This is a genomic window from Pseudomonas sp. TE24901 (assembly GCF_054058375.1).
Genome location: NZ_JBSSAF010000009.1, coordinates 198,624 through 214,870, shown reverse-complemented (window position 1 = coordinate 214,870; position 16,247 = coordinate 198,624). Strand labels below are relative to the sequence as shown.

The following is a 16,247-nucleotide window of genomic DNA, read 5'->3' as shown; positions in this document are numbered from 1 at the left end:
CACAAAAAAGTGCTGAGTCATTTGACCAAAAGTATGTGGATTCTCAAGTGAACGGCGCCAATGGGGCTGGACATACGACGGGCACTAGGCAGCCTGGCGACTCCACTAATACCGACGCTCCTGGCTCTGATGGTTTAAAGAAGTACCAAGAGGCGCAACAAAAAAAGTGGCAGGCCCAAAAAGACGCGGAAGCGCGAGACAGGTTGTTTGGCCAGCCGACGCCGGGTCGCGTAGACGGTAAAGACGTTGAGCCGTTCTCTTCAGAAAAACTATCGGATGAGGCGACATCACTTTCATCCTCCGTCAAGTCTAAAGTTGACAAGGCAGCGCCGGTAAGAAATTCCAGCTTACTTCGGACCGCGGCAATTGCTCTACCATTTTCCGCCCTCGGTTTGATTATTGCAGGCACTGTCAACGCAGTTCTCAAACCGTATGTAGACGCTAGCGCTAGCTCGGGCCTTACCAAGCAAGACGTCAAAGATAATCAGATTGTCGAGCAGAGCCAGAAAGATGTATTCACGGCCGCAAACGCGTTGAATGATCTGAAAAGAAATGCAAAGGTTGCTCCGGGCTTGGACTGGGCATTGAAAAGCAACGATGAGCGCATGGATACCCTCGAAGACATGATGGATATCATAGAGCGGGATATGGGGGGCGAAGCCAAAAATTTGGGTATTCCCTTCACGCTCGCGTCTACTGGGGCGCCGAGAGATGACATTGAAAGTCGTGCGAAGGCAATTAACTCCAGGCTTGCTGTGATCACTACGTTGTTCCGTAGCGTGGGAGCTAAGTTGGACGCTAATGCTTAAATTCTCACGCCTGCTTAAAGCGTAACTGTGCAAAAAGGCCTCGGCGGTATCAGCCGCACGCGTCTGGATTTCAAGGCCATGAATGGCGGCTGCTGCGTCAAGAATCGGCATGTTGACAGGGCGCCAAGCTATCCAGGAGTGTTGCTGCCACTGTCGGTGCTGACAGTTGGCTTCATTGTGTGTGTCTCATCGCGGGCAAGCCTGCGATGAGGCCATTCCAACCGGTGCACAATCATTTGCCCAGCTTGCGCAACTCATCCGACTCCACCACCCGCACCCCATCCTGCTCTTCCAGCGCCAGGCGCCACATGGCCCGGGCCAGTTCACACACTTCGATGCCACGGTATTTACCGGGGATCAGCTTGGACAACGGCCCGGCCAGTTGCTCGGCCAGGCGTGGCTCCAAACGTTCCCCAAGCAACAGCGAAGGGCGAACGATGGTCAGTTGCGGCCAGTCTTGCGCCTTCAACGCCTGCTCCATCTCGCCTTTGACCCGGTTGTAGAAAATCGATGACTTGGGATCGGCGCCAATCGCGCTGATCACGATCAGGTGCCGTGCACCCATTTCTCGCGCGCGCTTGGCAAAGGCCACGACCATGTCCAGGTCAACGGCGCGAAACGCTGCTTCGGAGCCTGCTTGTTTGATGGTGGTGCCCAGGCAGCAGAAGGCGATGTCTACGCGACCGCTCAGTTGCGGCAGGAACACCGCCGGGTCGCCCACCGGGTTTTCCAGGTGCGGGTGTTCGGCCAGTGGCTTGCGGCTAGGTGCCAGTACGCGAGATACCGTAGGTTCGTTGAGCAGGCGGTCGAGCAGGTGTTCGCCGGTCAAGCCGGAGGCGCCAGCGAGCAGGATATGCTGAGGTGTCAGGTACATGGTGTTTCCCCCTTGTTACACAGTTCAGCTTAGTTGCCTTTGGCTTCCTTGCTATTCATTGAGACGCTTTCGAGCGCCTTTCGTGCCTGCTGTTTGCGTAAAAGTTGCCAGTGGGCGATCACGCCCTTGGGGGCCCAGATCTGCGGCTCGGAGGCTTCGAAGTTGTCCGCCTGTTCGCGTTCGGCCACGTGCTGCTGCGCCAGCTTGAAGGCTTGCTGCAAGTCGTCGGTCTGGTTGAAGGCTTGGGCGAAGAGGGCGTCGCCAAAGTAGGTGAAGTCGGCCTCTTCGGAGCAGCCGAAGGACACGCGGTCGGCGCGGGAGGCGGTCATGATCAGGGTGCGTTCGTCTTTGAGCGCCGGGATGAAACCGCCGGAGTAGCAGGCGGAAATCACGATGATCTTGTCGCGGTTCTTCAACGGCGCGAGCACGGCAGCCAGCTCATCGGCGGGCAGGTCGGCCAGCTCCATGCGCGGCTGGTCCAGCACCAGTTCGTGTTCGTGGGTGCCGTGGCTGGTCATGTAGATGAACACCAGGTCTTCCGGCCCGGTACGTTCGGCCAGGGTTTGCACGGCGCGGCGCAGGCTTTCGCGGGTAGCGAGGGGGCGGTCGGCGATATGGTCGCGGTGGTTGACCAGGCGGATCTGCCCACGGGCACCAAAACGGCTGGCGAGCATGTTGCTGACGTAATCGGCTTCGCGCAGGAACACGCTTTGCTTGCCATCACCGGCCAGCACCAGGGTGTACAGTTCCACAGCAGGGGTGGAGGGGGGCACGGCGGCGAGGGCGGCTTCCAGCAGGCGGCCTTGAGCCAGTATTCCGGTTTCCAGTGGGTCGGGCAGCAGCTTACCGTCGGCATCGCGCACGCGCATGCCGTTGACCCAGGTGCCCGCTTGCACCGTGCCATCGGTGAGCACCAGCGTGCCCTTGCCTTGGTAGCTGTCGCTATCGAAACCGCCGATATAGAAGCTGCCATCGGTGAGGTTCAGGCGGCCTTCGCCGGTGAAGCGCCAATCGCTGAATTGGCCCACATAGTGGCTGCCGTCGATACCGATCAGCTCGCCTTTGCCGCTGAGGGCACCTTCCTTGAACTGACCGATCCACACGTCGCCGTCGGCGTTCTCATAGCGGCCCTTGCCGTTGAGCTGGTTCTGTTTGAACTGGCCGACATAGATATCGCCATCGGCGCTGTTGAACGTGCCGTTGCCTTCAAGCTGGCCATCGACGAAGTGACCGCTGAACTGGTTGCCGCTGTCGTCGTTGCGCTGGCCTTCGCCATTGGGCTTGCCGTGGGCGAACTGGCCCTGGTACTGGCTGCCATCGGCCAGTTCCAGGCGGCCGAGGCCGGAATACTGGTCGTCCTTGAACTCGCCGCGATAGGTCATCGCCCCTTCTTTGAGGGTGCCTTCGCCATTGCGTCGACCGTTCTTGAAGCCGCCCACATAGCTGCTGCCCGAAGTGCTCAGGCTGCCCTGGCCGTCGAACAGGCCTTGCTGGAATTGGCCTTTATAGACTTCGCCGTTGCTGCCATGCCATTCGCCCTGGCCGTGCCATTGGCCCTTGTCGAACTGGCCGGCGTACCAGCTGCCGTTGGGGTAGTCCACCCGGCCCTGGCCCTGCAGCAAGCCGTTGACCACATCGCCCCGGTAGCGGCCGCCGTCGGGCAGGCGCGCATCGGGCGGCAACAGCGATTCGCCGTCTCCGCAAGCGGTGAGCAACAGGGCAAGGGCAAGAGGAGCGAGTGGGCGCATAGCGGGATCCGGATAATTGAGCGCCGAGTATGCCGCAGCTGCGAGATTCATACATAAATTTACATACATTGTGGCGAGGATTTTGCCCCGCCACGCGCCTGTAGGAGCCGGCTTGCCGGCGATGCAGCGTCGCTGCGTTTTTCGCTGGCAAGCCAGCTCCTACAGGGGGCTGGGCGTTACACGAAGCAGAGTGACAACGACTCCGCAATGTAAGCCGGTTTTTCCTGGCCTTCGATTTCCAGGGTAGCGGTGGCCTTGAACAGCCATTGGCCAGGCTTTTTCTCGGTGACGTCCGTGAGCGTGACGTTCAGGCGAACCTTGGAATTGACCTTCACCGGCTGGATGAAACGCACGCTGTCCAGGCCGTAGTTGACCGCCATCTTCAGGCCTTCAGGCATGATGAGGATGTCTTCCATCAGCTTGGGCATCAGCGACAGCGACAGGAAGCCGTGGGCGATGGTGCTGCCAAACGGCGTTTGCGCGGCCTTGATCGGGTCGACGTGGATGAACTGATGATCGCCGGTGGCTTCTGCAAACAGGTTGATACGGGCCTGGTCGATGGTGAGCCATTCGGAACGTCCCAGTTCCTTGCCGACATAATCTTTGAGCTGCGCTACAGGTACATAGGGCATTGCGACTCTCCTTGGTTCATCGGTTTTTATAGGTGTGCGAAATCCATCTTAGATCATCATGGGCACCCCGCCCGGTCAACCCACCATGCTTTTGGCGAATGCCTGAGCATAGGGCGGGCGTGCTTATAATGCGGGGACGTTTCGAGGGGGAAGAACGGATGCTGCTACGTGGCCTGACCTGGCTGGTGCTGTTTCAATTGATCGGCACGGCGATCAACCATTTGCTGTTGCCCATCTTGCCGGGGCCGATTATCGGGCTGCTGCTGATGCTGGGCTTTCTGATCTGGAAGGGCGAAGTCGGTGAGCCTTTGAGCCTGGCGGCCAGCAGCTTGCTGCGCTATCTGCCGCTGCTGCTGGTGCCCCCTGCGGTCGGGGTGATGGTGTACGCCAAGGACATCGCGGCGGACTTCTGGGCCATCGTCGGTGCGCTGGTGCTGTCGCTGGTGATCGCCATGGGCTTTGTCGGCGTGCTGATGCAGCAGATGGTCAAGCGCAAGGAGAAGGATCAATGATCTTCGACTGGCAGGGCGCGTGGACTGCTGTGATTCATCACCCCTTGTTCGGCATTGGCATCACCCTGGGCGCTTATCAACTGGTGCTGGCGGCGTTCGAGAAAACCCGCTGGATTTTCCTGCAGCCGGTGCTGGTGTCCATGCTGCTGGTGATCGGTGTGTTGGTCAGCTGTGGCCTTACATACGCCGAGTACCGCAAGAGCACTGAGATCATGGGCACCCTGCTGGGCCCCGCGACCGTGGCCCTGGCCGTGCCGCTTTACTTGAACCTGCGGCGCATTCGTCAATTGTTCTGGCCGATTTTTACTACGCTGGTGGTAGGCGGGGTATTGGCCACCGGGTTGTGTGTGCTGTTGGGCTGGTGGTTCGGTGCCGAACACATGATGTTGATGACCATGGCGCCCAAGTCGGTGACCTCGCCAATTGCCATGCTGGTGGCCGAGCAGATCGGCGGCGTGGCAGCGCTGGCGGCCGTGTTTGTGCTGATCACCGGCGTGATCGGTGCGATGATCGGCCCGGCCTACCTGTCGCGCCTGGGTGTTCACAGCCCTGAGGCGCGCGGCATGGCGCTGGGCATGACGGCTCACGCGGTCGGCACCTCGGTGGCCCTGCAAGAGAGTGAAGAGTGCGGCGCCTTTGCGGCGCTGGCGATGAGTCTGATGGGCGTGGCCACGGCGGTATTCTTGCCGCTGGCCGTGTCGGTGATCGTTTAATCCGGGTTTGAAGGAAACCTTTATGAGTCTGGCGCTGTTCCCGCTCAACACTGTGCTGTTCCCGGGTTGCACCCTCGACCTGCAACTGTTCGAAGCGCGCTACCTGGACATGGTCGCGCGCTGCATGAAAAAGGGCGAAAGCTTCGGCGTGGTGTGCATCCTTGACGGCAGCGAAGTGGGCATGGCCCCGGACGGCTACGCGTTGATCGGCTGCGAAGCGCTGATCCGCGACTTCAAGCAACAGGACAACGGCCTGCTGGGCATTCGTGTCGAAGGCGGGCGGCGTTTTCGTGTACGCGACGCCGGTGTGCAGAAGGACCAATTGTTGCTGGCCGAGGTGCAATGGCTCGAAGAGCTGCCGGACCAGCCATTGGAAGAAGAGGACGCCGACCTGCTGGCGTTGCTCCAGGCCCTGGCTGAGCACCCGATGGTGGCCTCGCTGGACATGGACGCCCATGCCGATGGGCAGCAAGCCTTGGGCAATCAGCTTGCCTACTTATTGCCCTTCACCGAGGCCGACAAGATCGACCTGCTGCAACTCGACGACCCACAGCAGCGCCTGGATGCGATCCAGATGCTGCTCGATGAGTTGCAGGGCGAGTTGTTCACTCAATAGGCATACCGTAGCAGGGCGTGGGGCGTGCCGGTGAACGCGATGAACCCCAGCACCGCGACCAGCGCCGGCAACAGCAGCCACCAGGCTTTTTGCGACAGGGCCGGCAGCGGGCTTCGATACTGGCTCACCCCCAGGCTGAACGCGCACACCGTCATCGCCAACAGCGTGCCGGCCAGGATGTCCGTGGGCCAGTGGGCGCCGAGGTACACCCGCGACAGCGCGATGAAGGCCGCCGGAATACAGCCCAGCAGCATCCAGGTCAGGCGCAGCCGGATGGGTTGCCCGCGACCGGCCAGTACGGCCAGTGCCAGGAAAAACGCGAACGCGCCGGAGGCGTGACCGCTGGGCATGCTGAAACTGGTCAGCGGGTCGGTGAGGATTTCCGGGCGGCCACGGGCGAAAAACAGCTTGGTCCCCGTGTTGATCACCGCCGCGCCGGCGAGGGTCGCGCCGACAAACAGCGCATGCCGCCATTGCCGCGCCAGTAGCAGCAGGCCGGTGAACACGGCGCTGGCCACGAACATCTTCTTGAATTCACCCAGTTGGGTGATGCGCACCATCACCTCGTCCAGCCAGGGGCTGCGGTGTTCTTGCACCAAGGCACTGAGGCCCTGGTCGAAGTCATTGAGATGGGGGTAGCCGATAAACAGGGCGATCAACATCGTCAGGCTGGCGCAGCCAATCCACAAGGTGGCGCGACGATGGCCGCGCAGGCTACTGTTCAGGCTCAACCCCACGACTACCGCGATACAGGCCGCAACGACGCCAGCCTCCGGCCAGAAACCCTCGGGCAACGGCAGGCGGAACGCGGCGCCGGTCGCCCAGCCGGGCAGCAGATAGGCTACCGACCAGCCCGCCGCTGCGACGATGCTCACCGCCACGAAGCGCGGTAAGGGCATGTCGCACATGCCGGCCACCATGGGCAGCATTGGCCGTAGCGGGCCGATGAAGCGCCCGACCAGCAGGCTGGCAATGCCGTATTTGTGGAAGTAGGTTTCGGCGCTGTTCATCCATTCAGGGTGGTGACGAAGGCCGGGCAGGCGCCGGATGTTCTGATGGAAATGTCGCCCCAGGTAGTAGGACACCGCATCACCCAGCAGCCCGCCGAGAAAACCCAGCAGCAGGGTTTCGCTCAAGGACAGCGCACCGCTGCCGGCGAGGGCGGCAATGGCGAACAGCAATACCGTGCCTGGCACGATCAGCCCTGCGATGGCCAGGCATTCCACACAGGCCACGATGAAGACCGCCACCGCCAGCCATTCGGGGTTCAGGGTCAGCCAGCCGGTAATGCTATCGAGCCATTGGCCCATAAAACGTCTCCATGTCTGCAATACAAAATCTGATACGGCGTAAATCAACTGTGGGAGCTGCTGTGTTGCGGATATCGATTTCCAGCAAACGCAGTCGTTTCAATTCAAATTAGAAAATAGTCGCGGCCTTCGACCTGGCCCCGGCGCAGCGGGTTACGGGTGCAGTAAGGCGCGTAGCCCGCATCGACAAAGCGGTACATCAGCTGTTCATCGCGCCCGCTCGGAATGCCCAGGCGGGTGGTCTGGATGATCTGGCTCGGGGTCTGGCCCACGTCGTCCACGTAGAACAATTCCTGGTCGAAGCGCTTGGCGTCCCACATCGGCACTTTCAAGCCCAGCGCCTTACACAGCAGGGTTTGGCCGGCACACAGCTTTTGCGATGGGCGCGGGCTGCCGTTGGCACCGGGGTTGTTCAGCAGCATCTGCGCCAAACTGGCCGGGCCGGACGTTTCATCGACCCACGGATACGCCGATTTGATCAGCACGGCGTTGCCCGGGCCCTGGGCGCTGAAGTTCAGCGAATCGCCGCCACGGGCGTAGTACATGTAGATATGGCCGCCATCCAGAAACAAAGCCTTACGCTTTTCTGTGTAGCCGAGCGAGGCGTGGCTGCCTTTTTCGGCCAGGTAATACGCTTCGGTTTCAATAATTCGCGCCGAAAGCCAGAGATCGCCTACGCGATGGCGGACGATTTTTCCGAGCAGATCCCGGGCGAGCAATTGCGCGTCGCGGTCGAAGAAGCTGTCGGGTAGGGCGCTGGCGGGCACTTGGGTGGCAAAACTGGACATGGCAGTCAGGGGTTAATACGGCTAAATGTGACGGAATCATAACAACTCCCACCTTAATTACCGCTGAAGCCCAGGTTTTTACAGTTCATTTCGACCATCCGCCCCTCACCGCTGTCAGTCGAGCGGCGTCACAGCTATAATCTGCCGCTTTCCTCCCTGCCAAGACTCCCTGACCATGACTGAGTCCGTTCTTGACTACATGACCCGCCTGGGTCGCGCTGCCCGTCAGGCCTCGCGGTTGATCGCCCGTGCGAGCACCGCGCAGAAGAACCGCGCCCTGCTGGCGGCCGCCGACGCTCTGGATGCTTCGCGCTCCGAGCTCTCCGCCGCCAACGAGCAAGACCTGGCCAACGGCCGCGCCAATGGCCTTGAGCCAGCCCTGCTGGACCGCCTGGCGCTGACTCCGGCCCGTATCGACGACATGATCGAAGGCCTGCGTCAGGTGGCCAAGCTGCCTGACCCCATCGGTGAAATCCGCGATATGCGCTACCTGCCGTCCGGCATCCAAGTGGGCAAGATGCGCGTGCCCCTGGGCGTGATCGGCATCATCTATGAGTCGCGCCCGAACGTGACCATCGACGCCGCGAGCCTGTGCCTCAAGTCCGGCAACGCCACCATCCTGCGTGGCGGCTCCGAAGCCATTAATTCCAACCGTGCCATTGCCGCCTGTATCCAGCAGGGCCTGGCCGTGGCCGAATTGCCGGCCGAAGTGGTGCAAGTGGTCGAGACCACTGACCGTGCCGCCGTTGGCGCACTGATCACCATGCCGGAATTCGTCGACGTGATCGTGCCGCGCGGTGGCAAGAGCCTGATCGAGCGCGTCAGCCGTGATGCCAAGGTGCCGGTGATCAAACACCTGGACGGCGTGTGCCACGTGTATATCGACATCGCGGCCGATATCGACAAGGCCATCCGCATCGCCGACAACGCCAAGACTCACCGCTACGCCCCGTGCAACACCATGGAAACCCTGCTGGTGCACGCGGGCATTGCCGAGCGCGTGTTGCCTCCACTGGCGGCTATCTACCGCGACAAGGGCGTGGAGCTGCGCGGTTGTTCACGCACCCGTGCGCTGCTGGGCGCGGACGTGATCGAAGCCACCGAGCTGGACTGGTACACCGAATACACGGCGCCGATCCTGTCGATCAAGATTGTCGACGACCTGGACGAGGCCATCGAACACATCAACACCTACGGCTCCAAGCACACCGACGCCATTGTTTCCGAGCATTTCAGCGATGCCCGGCGTTTCCTCAACGAAGTGGATTCCGCCTCGGTGATGATCAACGCCTCGACGCGTTTTGCCGACGGTTTCGAGTACGGCCTGGGGGCGGAGATCGGTATCTCCACCGACAAGCTGCACGCCCGCGGCCCGGTCGGCCTGGAAGGCCTGACCAGCGAGAAGTACGTGGTGTTCGGCGACGGTCATGTGCGCACTTGATGGGTAAACGCATCGGGCTGCTCGGCGGTACTTTCGACCCCGTGCACATTGGCCATTTGCGCAGTGCCCTGGAAGTCGCGGATGCCCTCGCGCTGGACGAGTTGCGGGTGATGCCCAACGCTCGGCCGCCGCACCGCGATACCCCGCAGGTGTCACCGCAACAGCGCCTGGAAATGGTGCGCCTGGCAGTGGACGGCATTGCGCCGTTGGTGGTGGACGACCACGAACTCAAGCGTGATAAACCGTCCTACACTGTCGATACCCTGGAAGTGATGCGCGCTGAAATGGCCGCGGATGACCAGTTGTTTCTGCTTTTGGGCTGGGACGCATTTTGCGGCCTGCCCTCTTGGCATCGCTGGGAGGAACTCCTCCAGCATTGCCACATCCTGGTTTTGCAACGCCCGGATGCCGACAGCGAACCGCCGGATGCCTTGCGCAACCTGCTGGCCGCGCGGTCGGTAAGTGACCCCTTGGCCCTGACCGGGCCGAACGGGAATATTGCATTCGTCTGGCAGACCCCGCTTGCGGTGTCCGCCACCCAGATCCGTCAACTGCTGGCCAGCGGTAAGTCGGTACGTTTCCTGGTGCCTGACGCGGTCCTGGCCTACATCGATGCGCACGGGCTTTACCGTGCGTCGAACTGAAAAGGCGCGCTTGAGCGTACGCACAGTCGTACAGCGAGCGCCCGAACATACGAGCAAAACGAGTTTTATATGACGAACAAAGACGTAAGCAAAGTTAAGCGCAAAGGCACGTTCAAAAGCGCTCCGTTGCCAGTAGAAGCCCACACCGGCCCTGAGCTGGCAGGCGAAGAGCTGGTAAAAGTGGCCGTGGCCGCCCTGGAAGACGTGAAAGCCCAGGACATCCAGGTGCTGGACGTACGTGACAAGCAAAGCATCACCGACTACATGATCATCGCCACCGGTACCTCGAACCGTCAGATCGGCGCGATGCTGGACAAGGTCCGCGAAGCCGTCAAAGCCCAAGGCGTCAAGCCGCTGGGTGAAGAAGGCAAGGGCGACAGCGACTGGGTGCTGCTGGACATGGACGACGTGATCGTTCACATGATGACTTCCAACGCTCGCCAGTTCTACGACCTGGAGCGTCTGTGGAAAGGCGCCGAGCAGAGCCGTGCCGCCGATGGCAAGCACCACAGCCCGGAAGTGGGCCACGCGCACTTCGACAAGCTGAACAAAGACCAGGAATAAGGAACGGCTGTGCGCCTGCGTCTGATTGCTGTCGGTTCACGCATGCCCAAGTGGGTGGAAGAAGGCTGGCACGAGTATGCCAAGCGTCTGCCCGCTGAGCTGTCTCTTGAACTGGTAGAGATACCGCTCAATACCCGGGGCAAGAATGCCGATGTGGCGCGCTTTATCCGTCAGGAAGGCGAAGCCATGTTGGCCAAGGTCGGCCCCAACGAGCGCATCGTCACCCTTGAAGTGCACGGCAAACCCTGGAGCACCGAGCAGTTGGCGGTGGAACTGGACCGCTGGCGCCTGGACTCGCGCACGGTCAACTTCATGGTCGGCGGCCCCGAAGGGCTGGCGCCGGAAGTCTGTGCGCGGGCGGACCAGCGCTGGTCGCTGTCGGCGCTCACGCTGCCGCACCCGCTGGTACGCATCCTGATCGGTGAACAGCTGTATCGCGCCTGGACAGTCCTGTCCGGGCACCCTTATCACAAATAATCTGCGCCCCTCCCGATGACCCAGCCGATCCGCATCAAGGACCACGAGAAAGACGCACGTCTTGTACGCGCGCGCGTGGTGTTTGGCGCAATCCTGGTGGTGGCCTTGTTGGGCGTGCTGATTGCGCGTCTGTATTTCCTGCAGGTGATCCAGTACGACTATCACTCCACGCTGTCGGAGAACAATCGGGTGCACGTGCAGCCGATTCCGCCGACGCGTGGGCTGATCTTCGACCGCAATGGCGTGGTGGTCGCGGACAACCGACCCAGCTTCAGCCTGAGCATGACCCGCGAGCGTTCCGGCGACTGGCAGCAGATCCTCGATGTGATCGTCGAAGTGCTGCAACTGACGCCGGAAGACCGGGTGATCTTCGAAAAGCGCATGAAGCAGGGGCGCCGGCCGTTCGAGCCGGTGCCGATCCTGTTTGAGCTGACCGAAGAGCAGATCGCCCGGATCGCGGTGAACCAGTTCCGTCTGCCCGGTGTTGAGGTGGTGGCGCAGTTGGTGCGGCATTACCCGCAAGGGCCGCACTTTGCCCACTCCGTCGGCTACATGGGACGGATCAACGAGAAAGAGCTGAAGACCCTTGACCCGGTCAACTACAGCGGCACCCACCATATCGGCAAGACCGGCATCGAGCGCTTCTACGAGCCCGAGCTGCACGGCCAGGTGGGTTACGAAGAAGTCGAGACCAACGCCCGTGGCCGCGTGCTGCGGGTGCTCAAGCGCACCGACCCGGTGCCGGGCAAGGACATCGTGCTGAGCCTGGACATCAAGCTGCAGGAAGCAGCGGAAATGGCCCTGGGTGGTCGGCGGGGTGCGGTGGTGGCGCTGGACCCGACCACGGGCGAAGTGCTGGCCATGGTCAGCCAACCGAGTTTCGACCCCAACCTGTTCGTGACCGGCATCAGCTTCAAGGCGTACGCCGAGCTGCGTGATTCCATCGACCGGCCGCTGTTCAACCGCGTGCTGCGCGGCCTGTACCCGCCCGGCTCGACGATCAAGCCTGCGGTGGCGATTGCCGGCCTCGATGCGGGCGTGGTCACGGCCTCCAGCCGGGTGTTCGACCCGGGCTACTACATGCTACCCAACTACGACCACAAGTACCGTAACTGGAACCGCACCGGTGATGGCTTTGTCGACCTGGACACCGCGATCATGCGCTCCAACGACACCTATTTTTACGATCTGGCCCATAAGCTCGGGATCGATCGCCTGTCTGCCTATATGGGCAAGTTCGGCCTCGGCCAGAAAGTCTCTCTGGACATGTTCGAAGAGTCCCCTGGCTTGATGCCATCGAGGGAGTGGAAACGCGCGACCCGCCGCCAGGCGTGGTTCCCGGGTGAAACCTTGATCCTCGGGATCGGCCAGGGCTACATGCAGGCCACGCCGTTGCAGCTGGCCCAGGCGACGGCGCTGGTGGCGAACAAAGGCATCTGGAACCGCCCACACCTGGCCAAGACCATCGAAGGCGAGAAGCCGGTGGATGAAAACCCGATTGCCGATATCGTGCTGCGCGACCCGTCCGACTGGACCAAGGTCAACCACGGCATGCAGCAGGTGATGCACGGCGCCCGGGGTACCGCGCGCAAGGCGGCCGTCGGTGCGCAATACCGCATTGCCGGCAAGAGTGGTACCGCCCAGGTGGTCGCGATCAAGCAAGGCGAGAAATATGACCGCTCCAAGGTTCAGGAGCGCCACCGTGACCACGCCTTGTTTGTCGGCTTCGCGCCGGCCGACGACCCGAAGATCGTGGTGGCGGTGATGGTCGAGAACGGCGAGTCCGGCTCAGGCGTCGCAGCGCCCGTGGTGCGCCAAGTGATGGACGCCTGGCTGTTGGCCGACGACGGCAGGCTCAAGCCCGAATATGGTGGCCCCCCTTCAAGCACCGAGGTTACGGCCCGTGAAGAGTAATTTTGACCGCATCCTCTCCAGCGAGGACGTGATGCGTCGCCGTGCGACGTTGCTGCAACGCATGCACATTGATGGCCCGTTGCTGATCCTGCTGCTGACCCTGGCGGCCGGCAGCCTGTTCGTGCTGTATTCGGCCAGCGGCAAAAACTGGGACCTGCTGATCAAGCAAGCATCGTCGTTCGGCCTGGGCCTGTTGTCGATGGTGGTGATCGCCCAGCTGGAGCCGCGTTTCATGGCGCGCTGGGTGCCGCTGGGGTATGTGGCCGGCGTGTTGTTGCTGGTGGTGGTGGACGTGATGGGCCACAACGCCATGGGCGCGACCCGCTGGATCAACATCCCGGGGGTGATTCGCTTCCAGCCGTCGGAATTCATGAAGATTTTAATGCCGGCGACTATCGCCTGGTACCTGTCCAAGCGCACCTTGCCGCCACAGCTCAAGCACGTGGGCATCAGCCTGATCCTGATCGGCGTGCCGTTCATTCTGATTGTGCGCCAACCAGACCTTGGGACTTCTTTGCTGATCCTCGCGGGCGGCGCCTTCGTGCTGTTCATGGGCGGTTTGCGCTGGCGCTGGATCCTCAGCGTGCTGGCCGCCGCCGTGCCAGTGGCCGTGGCGATGTGGTTCTTCTTTATGCACGACTACCAGAAGCAGCGAATCCTCACATTCCTCGACCCGGAGAGCGACCCGCTGGGCACCGGCTGGAACATCATCCAGTCGAAGGCGGCGATCGGTTCCGGCGGCGTATTCGGTAAAGGCTGGCTGCTGGGTACCCAGTCGCACCTGGACTTCCTGCCGGAAAGCCACACCGACTTCATCATTGCGGTGATGGGCGAAGAGTTCGGCCTGGTAGGCATTTGCGCGTTGCTGTTGATTTATTTGCTGCTGATCGGTCGCGGGCTGGTGATTACCGCCCAGGCGCAGACGCTGTTCGGCAAGTTGCTGGCGGGCAGCCTGACCATGACCTTTTTTGTTTATGTTTTCGTCAACATCGGTATGGTCAGTGGCCTGTTGCCGGTGGTTGGGGTGCCGTTGCCATTCATTAGCTACGGCGGAACTTCGCTGGTGACATTGCTGTCAGCGTTTGGGGTTTTGATGTCGATTCATACGCATCGCAAATGGATCGCACAGGTTTGAATAAGGTGAAGATGTCAATGCAAGTAATGCGCGGCTGGGCGACTCGGCATGCGTCCCTGATGGGCCTGATCGGGCTGCTGGGCGCGACGCAAGAGGCGCTGGCCGGTGACTACGATGGCTCACCTCAGGTCGCCGAATTTGTCGGTGAAATGACCCGCGACTACGGTTTCGCCGGTGAACAGCTGATGGGCGTGTTCCGCGAAGCCCAGAAGAAGCAGGCGATTCTCGACGCCATCTCGCGCCCCGCCGAGCGGGTTAAACAGTGGAAGGAATACCGCCCGATGTTCCTCACCGACGCCCGTGTGGCGCGGGGTGTGGACTTCTGGCGCCAGCACGAAGCCGTGCTGGCCCGCGCCGAGCAGGAATACGGCGTGCCGGCCCAGGTGATCGTGGCCATCATCGGCATCGAAACCTTCTACGGGCGCAACACCGGCAGCTACCGGGTGATCGACGCCTTGTCGACCCTGGGCTTCGATTACCCGCCGCGTGCCGAATTCTTCCGCAAGGAACTGCGCGAATTCCTGCTGCTGGCCCGCGAAGAGCAGGTCGATCCGTTGACCCTCAAGGGCTCCTACGCCGGGGCGATGGGCTTGCCGCAGTTCATGCCGAGCAGCTTCCGTGCCTATGCCGTGGACTTTGACGGTGATGGCCACATCAATATCTGGAGCAACCCCGACGACGCCATCGGCAGTGTGGCCAGCTACTTCAAGCGCCATGGCTGGGTGGCCGGCGAACCGGTGGTGATCCGTGCCGATGTTTCCGGGGAGCGTGCCGATGAAGGCCTGACCCAGGGCATCGAGCCGGCCAAGACAGTCGGGGAGTTGCGGGCGCTGGGCTGGTCGAGTCAGAATGCGCCACGCGATGACATGCCGGTGACGGCATTCCGCCTTGAAGGCGAAAACGGCCCGGAATACTGGATGGGCTTGAAGAATTTTTACGCAATCACGCGTTATAACCGCAGTGTGATGTACGCCATGGCCGTGCATCAGCTGTCAGACATGCTGGTCCAAGCACGGGGCAACAAGTAATGCGGGTATCGCCGATCAAACAACCGCTCAAGCTGGTGGCGTTCGCCGCGTTGTCCCTGCTGGTCGTCAGTTGCTCCACCAGCCGTGGTCCGGCGCAGAAGTCCGGTGGTACGGCCATCCGTTCCCAGCCGGGCCTGGACATCAACCGCGCGCACAAAGACGGCGCGCCGTGGTGGGACGTGGATGTCTCGAAGATCCCGGACGCCACGCCAACCCTGCACACCGGCGCCTACAAGGCCAACCCGTACACCGTGCTGGGCAAGACCTATTTCCCGCTGCAAGACTCCAAGACCTATGTCCAGTCGGGCACGGCGTCCTGGTACGGTACCAAGTTCCATGGCCAGAACACCGCCAACGGCGAAGTGTATGACCTGTACGGCATGAGCGCGGCCCACAAGACCCTGCCACTGCCCAGCTATGTGCGCGTGACCAACCTGGACAACAACCGCACGGTGATCCTGCGAGTCAACGACCGTGGACCGTTCTATTCGGACCGCATCATCGACTTGTCCTACGCGGCCGCGAAGAAACTCGGTTACGCCGAAACCGGCACGGCGCGGGTGAAGGTCGAAGGTATCGACCCGGCGCAGTACTGGGCCCAGCGTGGCAAGCCGGCGCCGTTGATGCTCAATGAGCCGCAAACCCCGCAGCCGCAAGTGACGGCGTCGGCGGGCAAGATCGAACAGTGGACCCCGCCGCCAGCGCAGCACGCGCCGGATACGGTGGTCGTGCCCCAGGCAGCGCCGGGCGCCTCCATGGCCGGTGGGCAATACCTGCAGGTCGGCGCTTTCGCCAACCCGGACGCGGCAGAGCTGTTAAGGTCCAAGCTCAGCGGCATGGTCAATGCGCCGGTGTTCATCAGTTCCATCGTGCGTAACCAGCAGACCTTGCACCGCGTGCGCATGGGGCCAATCGGTTCGCCAAGCGAGGTTGCGCAAGTACAGAACAGCGTGCGCCTGGCCAACCTGGGGCAGCCCAGCGTGGTCACCGCAGAATAAGCAGTAAAAGGCTTGATGGCTTGGGCGCGCATGCGGGCCCGGAC

At 61.8% G+C, this 16,247-nt stretch carries 17 protein-coding genes; 12 read left to right on the top strand and 5 right to left on the bottom strand.

Going from position 1 to position 16,247, the window contains the following annotated elements; all coding sequences use genetic code 11:
- The first annotated feature begins 47 nt into the window (after positions 1-47).
- Positions 48-809, top strand: a complete 762-nt coding sequence (locus ACVWVP_RS19505; protein WP_457407615.1) for a hypothetical protein — start codon at positions 48-50, stop codon at positions 807-809.
- Positions 810-1,041: 232 nt separating this feature from the next.
- On the opposite strand, the gene ACVWVP_RS19500 is transcribed toward ACVWVP_RS19505, so the two are convergent.
- The 3 genes from ACVWVP_RS19500 to ACVWVP_RS19490 all read right to left on the bottom strand — a co-directional run bounded on the left by ACVWVP_RS19500 (position 1,042) and on the right by ACVWVP_RS19490 (position 4,063).
- On the bottom strand, positions 1,042-1,683 hold the full coding sequence (locus tag ACVWVP_RS19500; RefSeq protein ID WP_178919381.1) for an oxidoreductase: 642 nt from the start codon (positions 1,681-1,683) through the stop codon (positions 1,042-1,044).
- Positions 1,684-1,712: 29 nt separating this feature from the next.
- Positions 1,713-3,431 carry a C13 family peptidase gene (locus tag ACVWVP_RS19495; RefSeq protein WP_178919382.1) on the bottom strand — a complete coding sequence of 573 codons (1,719 nt, stop codon included), beginning with the start codon at positions 3,429-3,431 and terminating at the stop codon, positions 1,713-1,715.
- Positions 3,432-3,607: 176 nt separating this feature from the next.
- On the bottom strand, positions 3,608-4,063 hold the full coding sequence (locus tag ACVWVP_RS19490; RefSeq protein ID WP_014720094.1) for a MaoC family dehydratase: 456 nt from the start codon (positions 4,061-4,063) through the stop codon (positions 3,608-3,610).
- Between the two features lie 158 nt (positions 4,064-4,221).
- Between ACVWVP_RS19490 and ACVWVP_RS19485 the strand changes: the two genes are divergently transcribed.
- From ACVWVP_RS19485 to ACVWVP_RS19475, 3 genes are read left to right on the top strand one after another with little or no spacing between them, the layout of a single operon-like run.
- Complete coding sequence (locus ACVWVP_RS19485) at positions 4,222-4,575, top strand: CidA/LrgA family protein (RefSeq protein ID WP_178919383.1); 354 nt, start codon at positions 4,222-4,224, stop codon at positions 4,573-4,575.
- Positions 4,572-5,288: an LrgB family protein gene (locus tag ACVWVP_RS19480; protein ID WP_457407613.1), complete on the top strand. Its 717-nt coding sequence runs from the start codon at positions 4,572-4,574 to the stop codon at positions 5,286-5,288. The genes ACVWVP_RS19485 and ACVWVP_RS19480 overlap by 4 nt, the downstream gene beginning before the upstream one ends.
- A gap of 22 nt (positions 5,289-5,310) precedes the next feature.
- On the top strand, positions 5,311-5,904 hold the full coding sequence (locus ACVWVP_RS19475) for an LON peptidase substrate-binding domain-containing protein (protein WP_178919384.1): 594 nt from the start codon (positions 5,311-5,313) through the stop codon (positions 5,902-5,904).
- Here ACVWVP_RS19475 and ACVWVP_RS19470 read toward each other — a convergent pair.
- A complete protein-coding gene (locus ACVWVP_RS19470) occupies positions 5,898-7,214 on the bottom strand; it encodes a bifunctional DedA family/phosphatase PAP2 family protein (RefSeq protein WP_178919385.1) in 1,317 nt (438 codons plus the stop codon). The two genes, ACVWVP_RS19475 and ACVWVP_RS19470, sit on opposite strands and share 7 nt — an antisense overlap.
- Positions 7,215-7,318: 104 nt before the next feature.
- Complete coding sequence (locus ACVWVP_RS19465) at positions 7,319-8,002, bottom strand: DNA-3-methyladenine glycosylase (protein ID WP_457407612.1); 684 nt, start codon at positions 8,000-8,002, stop codon at positions 7,319-7,321.
- Between the two features lie 175 nt (positions 8,003-8,177).
- Here ACVWVP_RS19465 and ACVWVP_RS19460 point away from each other — a divergent pair, with 175 nt between their 5' ends.
- The 8 genes from ACVWVP_RS19460 (at position 8,178) to ACVWVP_RS19425 (ending at position 16,203) form a co-directional block, all read left to right on the top strand.
- Positions 8,178-9,443 carry a glutamate-5-semialdehyde dehydrogenase gene (locus ACVWVP_RS19460; RefSeq protein WP_259175098.1) on the top strand — a complete coding sequence of 422 codons (1,266 nt, stop codon included), beginning with the start codon at positions 8,178-8,180 and terminating at the stop codon, positions 9,441-9,443.
- Positions 9,443-10,087 (top strand): nicotinate-nucleotide adenylyltransferase, encoded by a 645-nt coding sequence (gene nadD, locus ACVWVP_RS19455; protein ID WP_176998534.1) that lies wholly within the window; start codon positions 9,443-9,445, stop codon positions 10,085-10,087. Before ACVWVP_RS19460 ends, nadD begins: the two co-directional genes overlap by 1 nt.
- A gap of 69 nt (positions 10,088-10,156) precedes the next feature.
- Positions 10,157-10,651 (top strand): ribosome silencing factor, encoded by a 495-nt coding sequence (gene rsfS, locus ACVWVP_RS19450; protein WP_010206793.1) that lies wholly within the window; start codon positions 10,157-10,159, stop codon positions 10,649-10,651.
- A gap of 9 nt (positions 10,652-10,660) precedes the next feature.
- A complete protein-coding gene (gene rlmH / locus ACVWVP_RS19445; RefSeq protein WP_003176297.1) occupies positions 10,661-11,128 on the top strand; it encodes a 23S rRNA (pseudouridine(1915)-N(3))-methyltransferase RlmH in 468 nt (155 codons plus the stop codon).
- A gap of 15 nt (positions 11,129-11,143) precedes the next feature.
- Positions 11,144-13,042: a penicillin-binding protein 2 gene (mrdA, locus tag ACVWVP_RS19440; RefSeq protein WP_178919389.1), complete on the top strand. Its 1,899-nt coding sequence runs from the start codon at positions 11,144-11,146 to the stop codon at positions 13,040-13,042.
- A gap of 31 nt (positions 13,043-13,073) precedes the next feature.
- The gene (gene rodA / locus ACVWVP_RS19435) at positions 13,074-14,177 is read left to right on the top strand and encodes a rod shape-determining protein RodA (RefSeq protein WP_050442794.1); all 1,104 of its coding nucleotides are present in this window, start codon (positions 13,074-13,076) and stop codon (positions 14,175-14,177) included.
- Positions 14,178-14,194: 17 nt separating this feature from the next.
- On the top strand, positions 14,195-15,205 hold the full coding sequence (gene mltB / locus ACVWVP_RS19430; RefSeq protein ID WP_259175101.1) for a lytic murein transglycosylase B: 1,011 nt from the start codon (positions 14,195-14,197) through the stop codon (positions 15,203-15,205).
- Entirely contained in the window at positions 15,205-16,203 is a 999-nt protein-coding gene (locus ACVWVP_RS19425; RefSeq protein ID WP_176998531.1) for a septal ring lytic transglycosylase RlpA family protein, read from the top strand. The genes mltB and ACVWVP_RS19425 overlap by 1 nt, the downstream gene beginning before the upstream one ends.
- The last annotated feature ends 44 nt before the right edge of the window (positions 16,204-16,247 follow it).

Bases quoted from the DNA above. Each gene is read 5' to 3' on its own strand.
- ACVWVP_RS19500 (WP_178919381.1), bottom strand. From the start codon at position 1,683: ATGTACCTGACACCTCAGCATATCCTGCTCGCTGGCGCCTCCGGCTTG.
- ACVWVP_RS19495 (WP_178919382.1), bottom strand. From the start codon at position 3,431: ATGCGCCCACTCGCTCCTCTTGCCCTTGCCCTGTTGCTCACCGCTTGC.
- ACVWVP_RS19490 (WP_014720094.1), bottom strand. From the start codon at position 4,063: ATGCCCTATGTACCTGTAGCGCAGCTCAAAGATTATGTCGGCAAGGAA.
- ACVWVP_RS19485 (WP_178919383.1), top strand. From the start codon at position 4,222: ATGCTGCTACGTGGCCTGACCTGGCTGGTGCTGTTTCAATTGATCGGC.
- ACVWVP_RS19480 (WP_457407613.1), top strand. From the start codon at position 4,572: ATGATCTTCGACTGGCAGGGCGCGTGGACTGCTGTGATTCATCACCCC.
- ACVWVP_RS19475 (WP_178919384.1), top strand. From the start codon at position 5,311: ATGAGTCTGGCGCTGTTCCCGCTCAACACTGTGCTGTTCCCGGGTTGC.
- ACVWVP_RS19470 (WP_178919385.1), bottom strand. From the start codon at position 7,214: ATGGGCCAATGGCTCGATAGCATTACCGGCTGGCTGACCCTGAACCCC.
- ACVWVP_RS19465 (WP_457407612.1), bottom strand. From the start codon at position 8,002: ATGTCCAGTTTTGCCACCCAAGTGCCCGCCAGCGCCCTACCCGACAGC.
- ACVWVP_RS19460 (WP_259175098.1), top strand. From the start codon at position 8,178: ATGACTGAGTCCGTTCTTGACTACATGACCCGCCTGGGTCGCGCTGCC.
- nadD (WP_176998534.1), top strand. From the start codon at position 9,443: ATGGGTAAACGCATCGGGCTGCTCGGCGGTACTTTCGACCCCGTGCAC.
- rsfS (WP_010206793.1), top strand. From the start codon at position 10,157: ATGACGAACAAAGACGTAAGCAAAGTTAAGCGCAAAGGCACGTTCAAA.
- mrdA (WP_178919389.1), top strand. From the start codon at position 11,144: ATGACCCAGCCGATCCGCATCAAGGACCACGAGAAAGACGCACGTCTT.
- rodA (WP_050442794.1), top strand. From the start codon at position 13,074: ATGCGTCGCCGTGCGACGTTGCTGCAACGCATGCACATTGATGGCCCG.
- mltB (WP_259175101.1), top strand. From the start codon at position 14,195: ATGCAAGTAATGCGCGGCTGGGCGACTCGGCATGCGTCCCTGATGGGC.
- ACVWVP_RS19425 (WP_176998531.1), top strand. From the start codon at position 15,205: ATGCGGGTATCGCCGATCAAACAACCGCTCAAGCTGGTGGCGTTCGCC.